Consider the following 14,877-nt stretch of genomic DNA (forward strand, 5'->3'; position numbering starts at 1 on the left):
AAGCCGGATGATTCACCATAACTTGATTGCCTGAAGCGCATGACAGGTATACAACGATAGAGAGCAGCATGAATTTTCATTCAACCCGACAGGTCACTCTCGGGCCTGAACAGCCCCCTGAGAAACCCGGCCAGCCGGATCGGCATGGCGATCTGGCCGTAGAGGAAGCGAAGCCGAAACTGAGCCCGCCACCCCTCTACAAGGTATTGATGCTCAACGACGATTACACCCCGATGGATTTTGTGGTGGAGGTGCTGGAAACGTTCTTTGCCATGGACCGTGAAAAGGCGACACGCGTCATGTTGACGGTGCATACGGAAGGGCGAGCGGTGTGCGGTCTGTTTACCCGCGACATTGCTGAAACCAAGGCGGCGCAAGTAGTTGATTATGCCCGCGACAATCAGCACCCATTGATGTGCCAGGTAGAGTCGGCCTGACCTAATTTTCCTCGTGACCGAGAGGTGAGCCATGCTCAGCAGAGAACTGGAACTGACCCTGAACGACGCGTTCCGCCACGCGCGCACCCACCGTCATGAGTTCATGACCGTCGAGCATCTGTTGCTGGCGCTTCTGGACAATCAAGCCGCTGTTGAAGTGCTGGAGTCCTGCGGCGCTGACCTCGTTGATCTGCGCCAGGCGCTGGACCGCTTTATCGACGACACCACCCCCCTGATTCCCGATGACGACCCGGAGCGTGATACGCAGCCGACGCTGGGCTTCCAGCGCGTATTGCAGCGCGCTGTCTTCCATGTGCAGTCGTCCGGCAAGCGCGAAGTGACCGGCGCCAATGTACTGGTCGCCATCTTCAGTGAGCAGGAAAGCCAGGCGGTGTATCTGCTGCGGGCCCAGAACATCAACCGCGTCGACGTGGTCAATTTTATCAGCCACGGCATTTCCCGGATTCACGAGGGCGACGAGGCCGAGCGCCCGCAGGAGGCGACCGAAGAGGGCGCCGAGGGCAGTGCCACCAGCGCGCTGGACAATTACGCCAGCAACCTCAATGAGCTGGCCCGCCAGGATCGTATTGATCCGCTGGTCGGTCGTGCCTTCGAAATCGAGCGTGCGGCGCAGATTCTCTGCCGTCGACGCAAGAACAACCCGTTGCTGGTAGGCGAGCCGGGCGTAGGCAAGACGGCCATCGCCGAAGGCCTGGCCTGGATGATTGTCGAGGGCAAGGTGCCGGAGCCGCTGGAAGACGCCATTGTCTATTCACTGGATATGGGCGCGTTACTGGCGGGCACCAAATACCGGGGCGATTTCGAGAAGCGCTTCAAGGCATTGCTGGGCGAGCTGGAGAAGCACCCCAACGCTATTCTGTTTATCGATGAAATTCATACCATCATCGGCGCCGGTGCAGCCTCCGGCGGTGTCATGGATGCCTCCAACCTGCTGAAACCGGCACTGGCCAACGGCAGTATCAAGTGCATGGGCTCCACCACGTTCCAGGAGTACCGGGGCATTTTCGAGAAAGACCGGGCCCTGTCCCGGCGTTTTCAGAAGATCGATGTGCTGGAACCCACGGTGGACGAAACCATCGGCATTCTGCGTGGCCTGAAAAAACGCTTCGAGGATCATCACTCGGTGATTTACGCCGATGAGGCCCTGCGCAGTGCCGCGGAGCTTTCATCGCGTTATATCAACGACCGTTACCTGCCAGACAAGGCCATTGATGTCATCGATGAGGTGGGTGCCTGGCAGCGGCTGCGGCCGGAAGGCGAGCGCAAGGAGATCATCGAGGTCGATGATGTCGAAGCAATGGTCGCCAAGATTGCACGCATCCCGCCAAAATCCGTGTCCCAGTCAGACAAGGAACTGCTGCGTAATCTCGAGCGGGACCTGAAGATGACGGTGTTCGGGCAGGACCCGGCGATCGAGGCCCTGTCAGCGGCGATCAAGCTGTCCCGCGCGGGTCTCAAGGCCGCAGACAAGCCTGTGGGCAGCTTCATGTTTGCCGGGCCCACCGGGGTCGGCAAGACCGAAGTCAGTCGACAGCTGGCTCGCGCCCTGGGCGTGGAGCTGGTGCGTTTCGATATGTCGGAATACATGGAGCGGCATACCGTCAGCCGTCTGATCGGTGCACCGCCGGGGTATGTGGGCTTTGATCAGGGCGGGCTGTTGACCGAAGCCATCACCAAGACGCCGCACTGCGTGTTGCTGCTGGACGAGATCGAGAAGGCCCACCCGGAAGTCTTCAATCTGCTGTTGCAGGTGATGGATCATGCCACCCTGACGGACAACAATGGCCGCAAGGCGGACTTCCGCAACGTCATTCTGATCATGACCACCAATGCCGGGGCGGATGTCATGAGTCGTGCGTCCATCGGTTTCACCCTGCAGGATCACGCCACCGACGGTAGCGAAGCGCTGAAGAAGATGTTCACGCCAGAGTTCCGCAACCGTCTGGATGCCACCATCCAGTTCGGTGCGCTCACGCCCGAGACCATTCTGGGTGTAGTGGACAAGTTCCTGACCGAATTGCAGGCGCAGCTGGACGAGCGCGGCGTCACACTGCACGTGGATCAGCAGGCCCGCGTCTGGATGTCTGAACACGGCTACGACCGCGCGATGGGCGCTCGCCCCATGGCCAGACTGATTCAGGAACAGCTGAAGAAGCCGTTGGCGGAAATGCTGCTGTTCGGGGAGTTGGCCGAGCACGGTGGCAAGGTCGATGTGACCGCCAATGACAAGGGGCTGGTGTTGACGGTGTCCGAGGCAGAGGCTGAAGAACCAGCCACCTGAGACGCCGAGTGCTGCAGGGGTGGGGGCTCCCGCCTCTGCAGTGTTATTTCATACGGAAGGTGATCCGGCCCTTGCTCAGGTCGTAAGGGGACATCTCCACCTTGACCCGGTCGCCGGTCAGAATACGGATATAGTGTTTGCGCATCTTGCCGGAGATATGGGCGATGATCTCGTGCCCGTTATCCAGCTTAACGCGAAACATGGTGTTAGGCAGGGTGTCTACCACTACGCCTTCAAGTTCGATTTGCTCTTCTTTCGCCATGCAATCAGTCGACCCTTCAGGGCTGCTCAGATTTAAGAGGCGCAATTGTGCCGGAAATGGGCAGACCCTGCAAAGGCTTCCTAGGGATATTCGCCCCAGACGTCCTGACGGAGCAGTTCCAGGGGCTGAAACGCTTCCTTGTAGCGCATCTTGCGGCAGCGACGAATCCAGTACCCCAGGTACAGATGTGGCAGCGCCTTGTCCCGACAGTGACGGATTTGCCAGAGAATGGCATAGGTGCCCAGGCTCAGCTCGGGCCGGTTCGGCTCATAGAAGGTATAAACCGCAGACAGGCCGTCCGCGAGCTGGTCCATCACCGCCACGGCCAACAGCTGGTCGTCCTCATCCCGGAAGCAGCAGAAGCGGGTGTCACTCCAGCTGGACATCAGGAAGCTGGCAAACTGCTCCTGACTGGGCGGGAACATGTCGCCATCCCCGTGGCGGCGTTCAATATAGCGGCTGTAGAGTTGATACAGCTCGTTGGTAAAGCGGGGCTCCACCACTTCAACGCGCAAGCGCTCATTGCGGGCCATGATGCGTCGCTGGCTGCGATTGGGGGAAAAATCCATGACGCGGACACGCGCCGGGATACAGGCCTGGCAGGGGCCGCAGTGCGGCCGATACAGGTAATCCCCGCTGCGGCGGAAGCCCATGCGGGTCAGGTCGTTGTAGAGCGCCGGGGTAATCCGGGCATGCGGATCAACGAACAGCGTGGTGGCCTGGTGATCTTCCAGGTAGCTGCAGGCATGGGCCGGCGTGCTGAAAAAACGCAGTGTCGCCAGATCACTCATACAGACCATCCGTCCTCGTAATGGGTTAAGGCGTAACAAGCGAGTAGCGTGCGACATACGCCGTCAGTGGCGCGGCAAGATGGGGCCAGTGCCAGCCTGAGGGCGTCGCAGCGCGAATCCCTTCTGAAAGCTTCGCCTCAAAATCCCGGCGAGGCAAGGTACGGGCGCCCAGAGACAGCAGGTGCGGGGTTTCCATCTGGCAGTCGATCAGCTCGATGCCATGGGCGGGCTGCAAGCGGCACAAAAGCGCGAGGGCCGCTTTGGACGCATTGTCCGCACGACTGAACATGGATTCACCGAAGAAGACCCCGCCCAGGCAGACGCCGTACAGGCCGCCGCAGAGCGTGCCGTCCTGCCAGACCTCAACGCTGTGAGCGTAGCCGGCCCGGTGCAGGGCAAGATAAGCGTCACGCATCTCTGCGACGATCCAGGTGCCGCCGTCCGCATCCCGCGGGGCGGCACAGGCATCCATCACGGCAGGGAAGTGCTGGTCTATGCTGAACTGAAAATGATCCCGGCGCAGCAGGCGGCGCAAGCTGCGGCTGAGATGGAAGTGTTCGGGGAGCAATACCAGCCGCGGGTCAGGCGTCCACCACAAGATGGGCTGGTCATCATTGAACCAGGGGAAGATGCCGCTGGAATAGGCGCGAACCAGGGTCTCGACAGACAGATCCGCGCCAAGGGCAAGCAGGCCATCAGGCTCGGTGAGTGCCTGGTCGGTGGGCGGGAAGGGCGCCCCCGGCGACAGCCAGGGAACGCCCGGTCCACGACTCATACAGGGCTCACGCCGCCAGACTCACGCTGCCAGATTCACGTTGCAGAGACATCCGGCAGATCATCCAGATAACGCTCGGCGTCCAGTGCTGCCATACAGCCGGCGCCGGCGGAGGTGACCGCCTGACGATAGATGTGGTCAGCCACATCACCGGCGGCAAAGACACCGGGCACGCTGGTTGCGGTGGCATTGCCTTCGATGCCTGAGCGAATGCGGATATAGCCGTTGTTCATGTCCAACTGCCCCTCGAAAATCTGCGTGTTGGGCTGGTGGCCAATGGCAATGAACACGCCCTGCACGGCAAGCTCTTTCGTGGTACCGCTGTCATCGGTGGCGCGCAGGCGTGCCCCGGTAACGCCACTGTCATCACCCAGCACTTCATCCAGCGTGTGGAACCAGATGGTTTCGATGTTATCCCGGGCGAACAGCTTGTCCTGGAGAATCTTCTCTGCGCGCAGGCTGTCGCGCCGGTGCACCAGGTAGACCTTGCTGGCGATGTTAGACAAGTACAGCGCCTCTTCCACGGCAGTGTTGCCGCCGCCGATCACAGCGACCTCCTGATTCCGGTAGAAAAAGCCGTCGCAGGTCGCGCAGGCAGACACGCCCTTGCCCTTGAAGGCTTCTTCGGAATCCAGGCCGAGATAGCGGGCGGATGCCCCGGTGGCAATAATCAGTGCGTCACAGGTGTATTCACCGCTGTCGCCCTTGAGGCGGAACGGCTTTTCGTGCACCTGAACCTCGTTGATGTGGTCGTATACCATCTGCGTGTTGAAGCGCTCGGCGTGTTGCTGCATGCGCACCATCAGATCCGGACCTTGCAGGCCCTCGACATCGCCGGGCCAGTTATCCACCTCGGTGGTCGTGGTCAACTGACCGCCGGGCTGTATCCCTGTGATCACCACCGGGTTGAGGTTGGCGCGGGCGGCATACACGGCGGCGGTGTAGCCGGCGGGGCCGGAACCAAGAATGATCAGGCGGTGGTGCTGCGTAGTGCTCATGAACTGAGGTCCTCCGGACAAAACGGGGCAATGGGATCAGCCGTTGCTGGCGTGGAGCAAACTACACTAAAACGACATCTGGTTGAAGCGCGTGATCGGGCCGCGCAGGCGTGGCGGGGCGTCCAGCCGACGGCTGGCGCAGGCTGCAACGGCGGACGGTTTTTTCCGATGTCTGTCATAGCATTCGGTAATACATTCGGTCTGCGGCGTGGCCGGTTGCCCCTGCGGGGGCAGATGACCGACAATGACGGGTTGGCACGGCGGCGGCGGGAAGCCATTCAGGGCTGGCAGTTCGGCGCCTCAAGCTATAATATCCCTATTTATTTCATTGGGTTATATCCACTATTTTGAGTGGATTCTTTAGTCCGAGTCCGGTGTGCAAAGGATGATGCGGTTTGAGTAATTCCAAGGTTCAATCAGAGACTTCCGGGTGGTCCCGGCATCTGCGCCGTGGGTTGCTGGAGGGCATGGTTATCAGCCTGATCGCCCTGTCGCTGTATCTGTTGCTGGCGCTGGTCACCTACAACCCCCGTGACCCGGGCTGGTCATTCATGGGTGATGCGAGCCAGGTACACAACGCTGGCGGGCGCTTTGGTGCCTTCGCCGCCGATTTGCTGTTCATCCTGTTTGGTTATCTGGCCTATCTGTTCCCGCTGCTGGTGGCGTTCTGGGCGGCGCGCGTACTGCGCGAGCGTCATGCCGGCCTCGCGGGCAACTGGCCCATGTTCAGTCTGCGCCTGGTGGGCTTCATCCTGACCATGATGGCGGGTACGGCGCTGGCCTGGATGCACTTCTCCGGCAACGGTAGCATTTTGCCAGAGGATGCCGGCGGTATTATTGGCCAGGTCATAGGTCGCGCCTCGCTGGATGCGTTCAATCCGCTCGGCGGCACCCTGGTGCTGGTGTCCCTGTTCCTGATTGGCGTGACAATCTTTACGGACCTGTCCTGGATACGGCTGGCCGAGCGGCTGGGCGCGCTGGTCATGGGGCTGCTGCAGCGCATCCCGCGCTGGATCGTGGCTGTGCGTGAACGGCGGGCCGAGCAGCGCAAGGCCCAGGCCAATCTGGCACAGCGCCGCGAAGCGCGGGAAGTGGCGATGAAAAAGGCGGAAACCCGCAAGCCACCGACCATCGCGCCGCCGCCAAAGAAAGTGGAAAAAAGTGCCCGCGCCGAGAAAGAGCGCCAGCAACCGCTGTTTACCTCACAGGTCACCGGATCACTGCCGCCGCTGGGGCTGCTGGATGCGGTGGAAGAGGGCAACCGGGGCGGTTTTTCCAGTGAAGCACTGGATGGCATGTCGCGCTTGCTGGAGATCAAGCTGCGTGACTTCAATATTGAAGCCGAGGTCGTGGCCGTACAGCCCGGCCCGGTGATTACCCGTTTCGAGATTCAGCCTGCCGCCGGCATCAAGGTCAGCCGCATCACCAACCTGGCCAAGGACCTGGCGCGCTCGCTGGCGGTGATTTCCGTGCGTGTAGTGGAAGTGATTCCCGGCAAGACCACCGTTGGTATCGAGATTCCCAACGAACAGCGGGAGATGATTCGCTTTACCGAAGCGGTGGCCAGCAAGGCGTTCGACGATTCGCCCTCGCCACTGACGCTGGCGCTCGGCAAGGACATCAGTGGCGACCCGGTGGTGGCGGACCTTGCCAAGATGCCGCATCTGCTGGTGGCGGGTACCACGGGCTCCGGTAAATCAGTGGGGCTTAACGCCATGCTGCTGTCGATTCTGTTCAAGGCGACGCCGGAAGAAGTGCGCCTGATCATGATCGACCCGAAGATGCTGGAACTTGCCGTGTACGACGGCATCCCGCATCTGCTGACACCGGTGGTCACCGACATGAAGGAAGCCGCCAGTGCGCTGCGCTGGGGCGTGGCCGAAATGGAGCGCCGCTACAAGCTGATGGCGTCCCTGGGCGTGCGCAATATCGCCGGTTATAACCGCAAGGTCAGTGATGCGGAGAAGCAGGGGCAGCCATTAAAAGACCCGCTGTGGAAGCCGAAAGACCCGATGAACGTCGACGAGCCGGCGCCCTTGTTGCAGACGCTGCCGTATATCGTGATCGTCGTGGACGAATTTGCCGACATGATGATGATTGTCGGTAAAAAGGTAGAAGAACTGATTGCCCGGATCGCCCAGAAGGCCCGGGCGGCCGGTATCCACCTGATTCTGGCAACCCAGCGGCCGTCCGTGGATGTGATCACCGGCCTGATCAAGGCCAATGTGCCCTCGCGTATGGCGTTTCAGGTGTCCTCCAAGATCGATTCCCGCACGGTACTGGATCAGGGCGGAGCGGAGCAGCTGCTCGGCCACGGTGACATGCTTTATTTACCTGTCGGGGTCAGCGTACCGGAACGTGTGCACGGCGCCTTTGTCTCAGATGAGGAAGTGCACCGGGTCTGTGATGACTGGCGCAAGCGCGGCGAACCGGATTACCTGCCGGAAATCCTGGAAGGGGGCGATATCAATGGCCCCATGCCGGGGATGGAAAGCGGTGATGACGACGCCGAGCAGGACCCGCTCTACGACGAGGCCGTGGCGCACGTGATTGAAAGCCGGCGTGCTTCGATCTCTGCCGTACAGCGGAAACTGAAAATCGGCTACAACCGGGCTGCACGCCTGGTGGAAGCCATGGAAATGGCCGGCGTAGTGACGTCAGCCGGCCATAACGGCCAGCGTGAAGTCATCGTGCCCGGCGGCGATTGAGGAATCAGATGAGCAACACTCGTATGCATAGCAGTGCCCGTGCCAGTCGATATCTGAAAGGCATGCTGGCGGCAGCTGCGCTGACGCTGCTGGCCCCCTTTGCCCAGGCTGATGCCACCGCCGAACTGGTCAAGCGTCTTACCGGCGTGCAAAGCATGAGCTGTGATTTCGAGCAGCTGGTGCTGGATCGTGGTGGTTCCCGCTTGCAGCAGGCGAGCGGCGAGATGCTGGTGGCGCGTCCGCGGCAGTTCTATTGGCATGCGGACCAGCCCTATGAGCAGGTCGTGGTGTCCGATGGGGATGTGGTCTGGATCTATGACGTGGATCTGGAGCAGGTTATCGAACGGGCGCTGGGTGAAGAGGTTGGCAATACGCCCGCCTTGTTGTTCAGCGGCAACCCGGATGAAGTGGCCGCTGAATTCCATATCGAGGAATCCGACCGCCATCGTGGCACGGTCACCTATCGGCTGCGCCCGCGCGGTGAGGGCCAGTTGTTCGAGGTCCTGGAAGTCACCTTCGCCGGTAACCAGCCCCAGGGCATGCGGCTGGAAGATGCGCTGGGCCAGCAGACCACCATCGAGTTCAGCAATGTACGCATGAACCAGTCCATCGATCCCGCCCGTTTTCGTTTTGAAATCCCTGACGGCGCGGATGTGATCAGCGAGCTGTGAGCGATCTGTTTGCCGCACCCGCCGACCAGGGGCATCAGCCCCTGGCCGCACGCCTGCGACCCGCCAGCCTGGATGAGTATGTCGGCCAGCAACACCTGGTCGGGCAGGGCAAGCCGCTGCGCCGCGCCCTTGAGCAGGGCCAGCTGCATTCCATGATTCTCTGGGGCCCGCCGGGCACCGGCAAGACCACCCTGGCACTGCTTCTGGCCCGCCATGTCAGCGCAACCTTTGTCACCATGTCGGCGGTGCTCGCTGGCGTAAAGGATATCCGTGCCGAGGTGGAACGGGCTCGCGAGCGTCTGGGTGCCGGGCAGCGCACCGTGCTGTTTGTTGATGAGGTGCATCGCTTCAACAAGTCCCAGCAGGATGCGTTCTTGCCCCATGTGGAAGATGGCACCGTGATCTTTATCGGTGCCACCACGGAAAATCCCTCCTTCGAACTGAACAACGCCTTGCTGTCCCGTGCTCGGGTCTATCGCTTGCAGTCCTTGCAGCGCGAGGATCTGGCTCGCCTGCTGGACAGCGCATTGCGGCATGCGGTGATGGCCGATGTCACCCTGGGCGAGGAGGCCCGCGAGGCGCTGCTGGACCAGGTGGATGGCGACGCGCGGCGGCTGCTCAATTTGCTCGAGGTTGCGGCGGATCTGGCTCGGGGTGAAGCCGGGGAGGGCGACACCGCAGACATCTCGCCTGATCTGCTGCGTGAGCTGTTCCGCGACAGCCTGCGCCGCTTCGACAAGGGCGGCGATATCTTCTACGACCAGATCAGCGCCTTGCATAAATCAGTCCGGGGCTCTGATCCGGACGCCACGCTTTACTGGTTTGCCCGCATGCTCGACGGCGGCGCTGACCCCTTGTACATCGCCCGCCGTGTGGTACGGATGGCCAGCGAGGACATCGGCAACGCCGATCCACGCGCCTTGCGGCTGGCGCTGGATGCCTGGGAAGTGCAGGAGCGTCTGGGTTCGCCGGAGGGCGAACTGGCCATTGCCCAGGCGCTGGTTTACCTGGCCGTCGCCGCGAAGAGCAATGCGGTCTACAAGGCCTACAACAGCGCCCGGCGCTTTGTGGAAACCCATCCCACCGATGAAGTGCCGATGCACCTGCGCAATGCGCCGACCAAGCTGATGAAGCAGGAAGGCCACGGGGCTGACTATCGTTACGCGCATGATTTCCCCGACGCCTATGTGGCGGGCGAGAACTATTTCCCTACATCCGTCCCGGATACCACCTTCTACACGCCGGCCCCCCGTGGCCTGGAGATTCGCATCGCCGAAAAGCTGGCCAGCTTGCGGCAGCGTGACGACGACAGCGACTGGCATCGCTGAACCGACATCGCTGAACTGGCATCAAGCGCGCTTGTCCCCGATAATGACCGCCTTCCTTATACACGCAACTTGATACGCAACCGCTGGGCTGACTGAGCAATGCTGGATATCCGTGACCTGCGCAAGGCAGGCGAAGAGATCAGGACCAAACTGGCCAAACGCGGCCACGACCTCGACTTGGCCGCCTTTCAGGCGCTGGACGCTGAGCGCAAGGACGCTGATATGCGTTCCCAGGCGTTGCAGGCGGACCGCAATCGTGCCGCAAAAGAAGTGGGTGTACTGATCAAATCCGGCATGAGCGTGGACGACGCGAAAGCGCGGGTGGCAGACACGCTGGCCGATATCGATGCGCAGCTGGCCAGAGAGACCGAGCGCGCTGCGTCTGTCGGCGATACCTTGCGCGATCTGCTGATGAGCGTGCCCAACGTGCCACATGACGAGGTGCCGCCCGGCAATGACGAGGCGGACAACGTGGAAATTGCACGGTGGGGCACACCGCGCCGTTTCAGTTTTACACCGCGGGATCATGTTGATGTCGCCGAACAGCTGAGCAACGGCCGTCTGGACTTCGAGCGCGCAGCGAAACTGTCCGGGAGCCGTTTTGCGGTGATGACCGGCGGCCTTGCACGGCTGCACCGGGCGCTGATCGATTTCATGCTGACCCTGCATGCGGGTGAGCATGGCTATGTGGAAACCTATGTGCCGTATCTGGTGGGCCCGGACGCCTTGCGCGGTACCGGACAGCTGCCGAAATTTGCCGAGGACCTGTTCCGCATTGCCGGCGACCGCGAGCTGTATCTGATCCCCACGGCAGAAGTACCGGTCACGAATCTGTATGCGGATGAGATCGTCGACGCCGCGGCGTTGCCGCTCAAGCATGTGTGTCACACACCGTGTTTTCGCAGTGAAGCAGGCAGTGCCGGGCGCGACACCCGCGGCATGATTCGCCAGCACCAGTTCGAGAAAGTGGAGCTGGTGCAGCTGGTGCAACCGACGGAATCCGATGCGGCACTGGAGGCGCTGACCGGCCATGCCGAGGCGGTGTTGCAGGCACTGGAATTACCCTATCGCAAAGTCATCCTGTGCGGCGGCGATCTCGGTTTTTCAGCCAGCAAGACCTATGACCTGGAAGTGTGGCTGCCGAGCCAGGACTCCTACCGCGAGATTTCCTCCTGCTCCAACTTCCGCGATTATCAGGCGCGGCGCATGCAGGCACGCTGGCGCAATCCGGAAACCGGCAAGCCAGAACTGCTGCATACCATCAACGGCTCAGGCCTGGCTGTGGGCCGGACGCTGGTCGCGATTCTGGAAAACAACCAGAACGAGGATGGCAGCGTTACCATCCCGAATGTGCTCAGACCATTCATGGGTGGGCGGGAACGCCTCGGAGGCTGATATGGATTACCTGCCGGTCTCCTGGCGCATCAAGGATCAGACCGTGCTGCTGGTGGGCGGCGGTGAGATCGCCCTGCGCAAGGCACGGCTGCTGGTGCGTGCCGGTGCGCGCCTGCGCCTGGTATCACCGGAGGTCGTGCCCGAGCTGGTCGCGCTGGTGGAAGAGAGCGGCGGCGAGACATTGCATCAGCGCTTTGCGGAAACGCAGCTTGATGGCGTGCTGCTGGCGCTCGCAGCAACCGATGATGAAGCCGTCAATCGCCACGTTTCCGAGGCCGCCCAGGCGCGCGGCATCCCGGTCAATGTGGTGGACAATCCGCCGCTGTGTACCTTTATTTTTCCTGCCATCGTTGACCGTTATCCGCTACTGATCAGCATCACCTCCGGTGGCGCAGCGCCGGTGGCGGCGCGCTGGGTGCGCAGCCGTATCGAATCCATGCTGCCCGCACGATGGGGGCAGCTGGCCGCCTTGATGGGCAGCCGTCGTCAGCGTTTGGCAGAGAAGCTGCCGAATATTTCTGCGCGTCGTCTGTTCTGGGAAAAAATTATCGATGGCCCGGTGGCCGAAAAGACGCTTGCCGGGCAAACCACACAAGCCGGTGACATGCTGGATCAGGCCATCGAGGACGCTGATGCGGAGCGTCTGACCCAGGGTGAGGTGTATCTGGTAGGCGCTGGTCCCGGTGATCCAGACCTGCTGACGTTTCGTGCCCTGCGTCTGTTGCAGAAAGCCGATATCGTCCTGTACGACCGGCTGGTATCGCCGGGGGTGCTGGAACTGGCCCGGCGCGATGCAGAACTGGTGTATGTCGGCAAGAAACGCTCCGAGCATGTGCTGCCGCAGGACCAGATCAATCAGTTGCTGGTGCGTTATGCCAGCGAAGGCAAGAAAGTCTGCCGCCTGAAAGGCGGCGACCCGTTTATTTTCGGGCGTGGCGGCGAAGAGCTGGAAAGCGTTGTTGCAGCGGGCATCAATTTTCAGGTGGTGCCGGGCGTGACGGCGGCGGCGGGTTGTGCGGCTTACGCGGGCATTCCCCTGACACATCGCGATCATGCCCAGTCAGTGCGTTTTGTCACCGGCCACCGCAAGGAAAACGGCGAGCTGAACCTGCCCTGGAAGGATTTTCTGACACCGGGCGAGACACTGGTTTTCTACATGGGGCTGGTGAGCCTGCCGGATATCAGCGCGGGCCTGATTCTGGCCGGGCGTGACCCGGCAACGCCGGCGGCCATGATTTCCCAGGGCACCCAGGCTGATCAGCAGGTGGTGATTGGCACCCTGGAAAATCTGCCCGCGCAGGCGGCTGCCGCGCAGCCCGTCGCGCCGACCCTGATCATCATTGGTGATGTGGTCGGCCTTTATCCCCGCTACAGCTGGTTTGGCGCCGGGACGGCATAATTGACCTGAGTGAGGACGCTCTCACTCAGGTCAATACCAGCTCAGACAGGGCGCATGGGTTTCGGTCAGTGCCGCGATGTCGTCCCAGCTGACCAGTGCCGCAGTGTGTGTGACAGGGTTAGTGACTGAGTCTGTGGCGTCATCCGCCAGACAGTGAAGATCCGCTCCAGCCAGTAACGCCAGCGCGGCCTGGCTGTCCGGCGTGTCAGCACAGAACAGCACCCCTTCCTCAATAAAGACCACCTGATCACCGGGCTGCACACTGTGCTGCAAACTGCGCAGCAGATCGCTGCGCGCGGGTGGGAAAGCAACAAGGTGCAGCATCACCAGCCCCAGACCTGTGTTGCCTGATGCATCAGTGCCTGCACCTCGGAGACGGAGAGTGGTGTTACAGGAATCAGGGGGGCGTCACTGCCGAGTTGGTCGGTCATGGCCTGCGCCTCGGCCACACAGCGAATATCGAAGTCGGGCAGATTGCGCAGCTGCTCCACCAGTTCCGAATCGCCATGCTGGTCCTGAAGCAGGCTCAGCACCCCGGCACCGCTGAACAGCACGGTCACCGGCTGGGCAAAAGCCGCCAGGGTCAGCGCCATATCTGCCAGATCCCGGACAGCCGTATCCCTGGCCGGGGCGCTGCGGGCAATCAGAAGATTCATCGCTCAGGCTCCGAAACTCAGCACACGGTCACTGACTGCCACGGCCTCGGCCCACAGGCCGAGCCCGGCGAGACTGAAACCGGCCGCCAGTTTATCGCTGTCGAGACCACGACGCTGGGCAGCGCCAACACAGACCACGGCCTCAACCTCCTGTTCACGCAAGAATGCGCGCCATTGGGCGCAGATGTCGGTGTTGTCTGCGGCGACGCGATTGTCGGCGCTGGCAAGGTGCACGCCCTGACGATAGAAGAAAATGCGAAAAAGCGCGTGGTCCCGGGCCAGCAATGCTTTGGCCATATGCAGGGCCGAGGCCGCCGCCGGGCTCTCAGGCCCGGCGGTTACCAGCAGGCTGTAGCGCATCAGTCATCGCCGCTGAGCGCGGTGAGCAGGTGCAGCAGGGACAGGAACAGATTGTAGATCGAGACGAACAGCACCACGGTGGCACGGATATAGTTGGTTTCGCCGCCGTGAATGATGGCGCTGGTCTGCCACAGAATCAGCAGCGAAGAGAGCAGGGCGAACATGGCGGATACCGCCAGACGCAGGACCGGCATGTCCACAAACAGCGTAACGATGGCACAGACAAACGCGATGATCAGGCCGACCATCAGGAAGCTGCCCATGAAACTGAAATCCTTGCGGGTGACCAGCGCGATGGCGGACATGGACATGAACACCACGGCGGTCATGCTGAGCGCGGTATTCACCACCGCCATGCCACCGGGCAGGTTGGCGTAGAACGCAATGATCGGGCCGGTGGTAAACCCGAGCCATCCGGTAATGCCGAACACGCTGAGGATGCCCCAGGCACTGTTTTCCAGCTTGGCGTTTACGAACAGCAGAGCAAAATAGACGCCGATCACCACGAACGGATTGATGAAACCGACGTTGTTGGCCATGGCAAACCAGCCAGCGGCGGCGGAGACCGCCAGTGACATGGCCAGCAGGCCGTAGGTGTTGCGCAGTACCTGGGCGGCCTGTTCCCCGGCGACGGCGGGTGTGCCGGCACGGTTCGTGTAGCGGTATTCGTTATCCATTGTGCAGTGTCCCCTTGGTAAAACCTGTGGCAAAACATGTGTCTATACATGCCACTATACACGTCACTATCTTAGCCCGGATGATAGAAACAGGGGCGGGAAAATCAAGTGATAGTTG

General features: G+C 61.5%; 15 protein-coding genes. 7 read left to right on the forward strand and 8 right to left on the reverse strand.

Features of this window, described 5'->3' with window-relative positions; all coding sequences use genetic code 11:
* Window positions 1–68 precede the first annotated feature (68 nt).
* Window positions 69–437, forward strand: a complete 369-nt coding sequence (clpS, locus tag K8B33_RS01785; protein WP_223422626.1) for an ATP-dependent Clp protease adapter ClpS — start codon at window positions 69–71, stop codon at window positions 435–437.
* A gap of 31 nt (window positions 438–468) precedes the next feature.
* Window positions 469–2,739: an ATP-dependent Clp protease ATP-binding subunit ClpA gene (clpA, locus tag K8B33_RS01790; protein WP_223422628.1), complete on the forward strand. Its 2,271-nt coding sequence runs from the start codon at window positions 469–471 to the stop codon at window positions 2,737–2,739.
* A 43-nt stretch (window positions 2,740–2,782) separates the two neighbouring features.
* Here clpA and infA read toward each other — a convergent pair whose 3' ends face one another.
* From infA to trxB, 4 genes are all read right to left on the reverse strand, one after another.
* Window positions 2,783–3,001 (reverse strand): translation initiation factor IF-1, encoded by a 219-nt coding sequence (gene infA / locus K8B33_RS01795; RefSeq protein ID WP_008737658.1) that lies wholly within the window; start codon window positions 2,999–3,001, stop codon window positions 2,783–2,785.
* Between the two features lie 80 nt (window positions 3,002–3,081).
* Window positions 3,082–3,792, reverse strand: coding sequence for an arginyltransferase (locus K8B33_RS01800; RefSeq protein ID WP_223422630.1), 711 nt, complete (start codon window positions 3,790–3,792; stop codon window positions 3,082–3,084).
* Between the two features lie 25 nt (window positions 3,793–3,817).
* A complete protein-coding gene (gene aat, locus K8B33_RS01805) occupies window positions 3,818–4,567 on the reverse strand; it encodes a leucyl/phenylalanyl-tRNA--protein transferase (RefSeq protein ID WP_223422633.1) in 750 nt (249 codons plus the stop codon).
* Window positions 4,568–4,602: 35 nt separating this feature from the next.
* Window positions 4,603–5,565 (reverse strand): thioredoxin-disulfide reductase, encoded by a 963-nt coding sequence (gene trxB / locus K8B33_RS01810; protein WP_223422635.1) that lies wholly within the window; start codon window positions 5,563–5,565, stop codon window positions 4,603–4,605.
* A gap of 395 nt (window positions 5,566–5,960) precedes the next feature.
* On the opposite strand from trxB, the gene K8B33_RS01815 reads away from it, so the two are divergent.
* The 5 genes from K8B33_RS01815 (at window position 5,961) to cysG (ending at window position 13,066) form a co-directional block, all read left to right on the forward strand.
* Complete coding sequence (locus tag K8B33_RS01815; protein ID WP_396020954.1) at window positions 5,961–8,273, forward strand: DNA translocase FtsK; 2,313 nt, start codon at window positions 5,961–5,963, stop codon at window positions 8,271–8,273.
* Window positions 8,274–8,281: 8 nt separating this feature from the next.
* Complete coding sequence (lolA, locus tag K8B33_RS01820; RefSeq protein ID WP_223422637.1) at window positions 8,282–8,944, forward strand: outer membrane lipoprotein chaperone LolA; 663 nt, start codon at window positions 8,282–8,284, stop codon at window positions 8,942–8,944.
* Window positions 8,941–10,272, forward strand: coding sequence for a replication-associated recombination protein A (locus K8B33_RS01825; protein ID WP_223422640.1), 1,332 nt, complete (start codon window positions 8,941–8,943; stop codon window positions 10,270–10,272). The genes lolA and K8B33_RS01825 overlap by 4 nt, the downstream gene beginning before the upstream one ends.
* A gap of 99 nt (window positions 10,273–10,371) precedes the next feature.
* The gene (serS, locus tag K8B33_RS01830) at window positions 10,372–11,667 is read left to right on the forward strand and encodes a serine--tRNA ligase (RefSeq protein WP_223422642.1); all 1,296 of its coding nucleotides are present in this window, start codon (window positions 10,372–10,374) and stop codon (window positions 11,665–11,667) included.
* Window position 11,668: 1 nt separating this feature from the next.
* Window positions 11,669–13,066, forward strand: coding sequence for a siroheme synthase CysG (gene cysG / locus K8B33_RS01835; RefSeq protein WP_223422644.1), 1,398 nt, complete (start codon window positions 11,669–11,671; stop codon window positions 13,064–13,066).
* Window positions 13,067–13,096: 30 nt separating this feature from the next.
* On the opposite strand, the gene K8B33_RS01840 is transcribed toward cysG, so the two are convergent.
* From K8B33_RS01840 to K8B33_RS01855, 4 genes are read right to left on the reverse strand one after another with little or no spacing between them, the layout of a single operon-like run.
* Window positions 13,097–13,390: a DsrH/TusB family sulfur metabolism protein gene (locus K8B33_RS01840; RefSeq protein ID WP_223422646.1), complete on the reverse strand. Its 294-nt coding sequence runs from the start codon at window positions 13,388–13,390 to the stop codon at window positions 13,097–13,099.
* On the reverse strand, window positions 13,390–13,722 hold the full coding sequence (locus K8B33_RS01845; protein WP_223422648.1) for a DsrE family protein: 333 nt from the start codon (window positions 13,720–13,722) through the stop codon (window positions 13,390–13,392). Before K8B33_RS01845 ends, K8B33_RS01840 begins: the two co-directional genes overlap by 1 nt.
* Before the next feature lie 3 nt (window positions 13,723–13,725).
* Entirely contained in the window at window positions 13,726–14,082 is a 357-nt protein-coding gene (tusD, locus tag K8B33_RS01850; RefSeq protein ID WP_223422650.1) for a sulfurtransferase complex subunit TusD, read from the reverse strand.
* On the reverse strand, window positions 14,082–14,759 hold the full coding sequence (locus K8B33_RS01855) for a Bax inhibitor-1/YccA family protein (RefSeq protein ID WP_223422652.1): 678 nt from the start codon (window positions 14,757–14,759) through the stop codon (window positions 14,082–14,084). The genes tusD and K8B33_RS01855 overlap by 1 nt, the downstream gene beginning before the upstream one ends.
* Window positions 14,760–14,877: the final 118 nt, after the last annotated feature.

The organism is Alcanivorax limicola, from assembly GCF_019931215.1.
Lineage (GTDB): Bacteria > Pseudomonadota > Gammaproteobacteria > Pseudomonadales > Alcanivoracaceae > Isoalcanivorax > Isoalcanivorax limicola.

Excerpts from the sequence above, each read along its gene's own strand:
- infA (WP_008737658.1), bottom strand. The coding sequence starts at position 3,001 with ATGGCGAAAGAAGAGCAAATCGAACTTGAAGGCGTAGTGGTAGACACC.
- K8B33_RS01800 (WP_223422630.1), bottom strand. The coding sequence starts at position 3,792 with ATGAGTGATCTGGCGACACTGCGTTTTTTCAGCACGCCGGCCCATGCC.
- lolA (WP_223422637.1), top strand. The coding sequence starts at position 8,282 with ATGAGCAACACTCGTATGCATAGCAGTGCCCGTGCCAGTCGATATCTG.
- tusD (WP_223422650.1), bottom strand. The coding sequence starts at position 14,082 with ATGCGCTACAGCCTGCTGGTAACCGCCGGGCCTGAGAGCCCGGCGGCG.
- trxB (WP_223422635.1), bottom strand. The coding sequence starts at position 5,565 with ATGAGCACTACGCAGCACCACCGCCTGATCATTCTTGGTTCCGGCCCC.
- aat (WP_223422633.1), bottom strand. The coding sequence starts at position 4,567 with ATGAGTCGTGGACCGGGCGTTCCCTGGCTGTCGCCGGGGGCGCCCTTC.
- K8B33_RS01840 (WP_223422646.1), bottom strand. The coding sequence starts at position 13,390 with ATGCTGCACCTTGTTGCTTTCCCACCCGCGCGCAGCGATCTGCTGCGC.
- serS (WP_223422642.1), top strand. The coding sequence starts at position 10,372 with ATGCTGGATATCCGTGACCTGCGCAAGGCAGGCGAAGAGATCAGGACC.
- clpA (WP_223422628.1), top strand. The coding sequence starts at position 469 with ATGCTCAGCAGAGAACTGGAACTGACCCTGAACGACGCGTTCCGCCAC.
- cysG (WP_223422644.1), top strand. The coding sequence starts at position 11,669 with ATGGATTACCTGCCGGTCTCCTGGCGCATCAAGGATCAGACCGTGCTG.
- clpS (WP_223422626.1), top strand. The coding sequence starts at position 69 with ATGAATTTTCATTCAACCCGACAGGTCACTCTCGGGCCTGAACAGCCC.
- K8B33_RS01855 (WP_223422652.1), bottom strand. The coding sequence starts at position 14,759 with ATGGATAACGAATACCGCTACACGAACCGTGCCGGCACACCCGCCGTC.
- K8B33_RS01845 (WP_223422648.1), bottom strand. The coding sequence starts at position 13,722 with ATGAATCTTCTGATTGCCCGCAGCGCCCCGGCCAGGGATACGGCTGTC.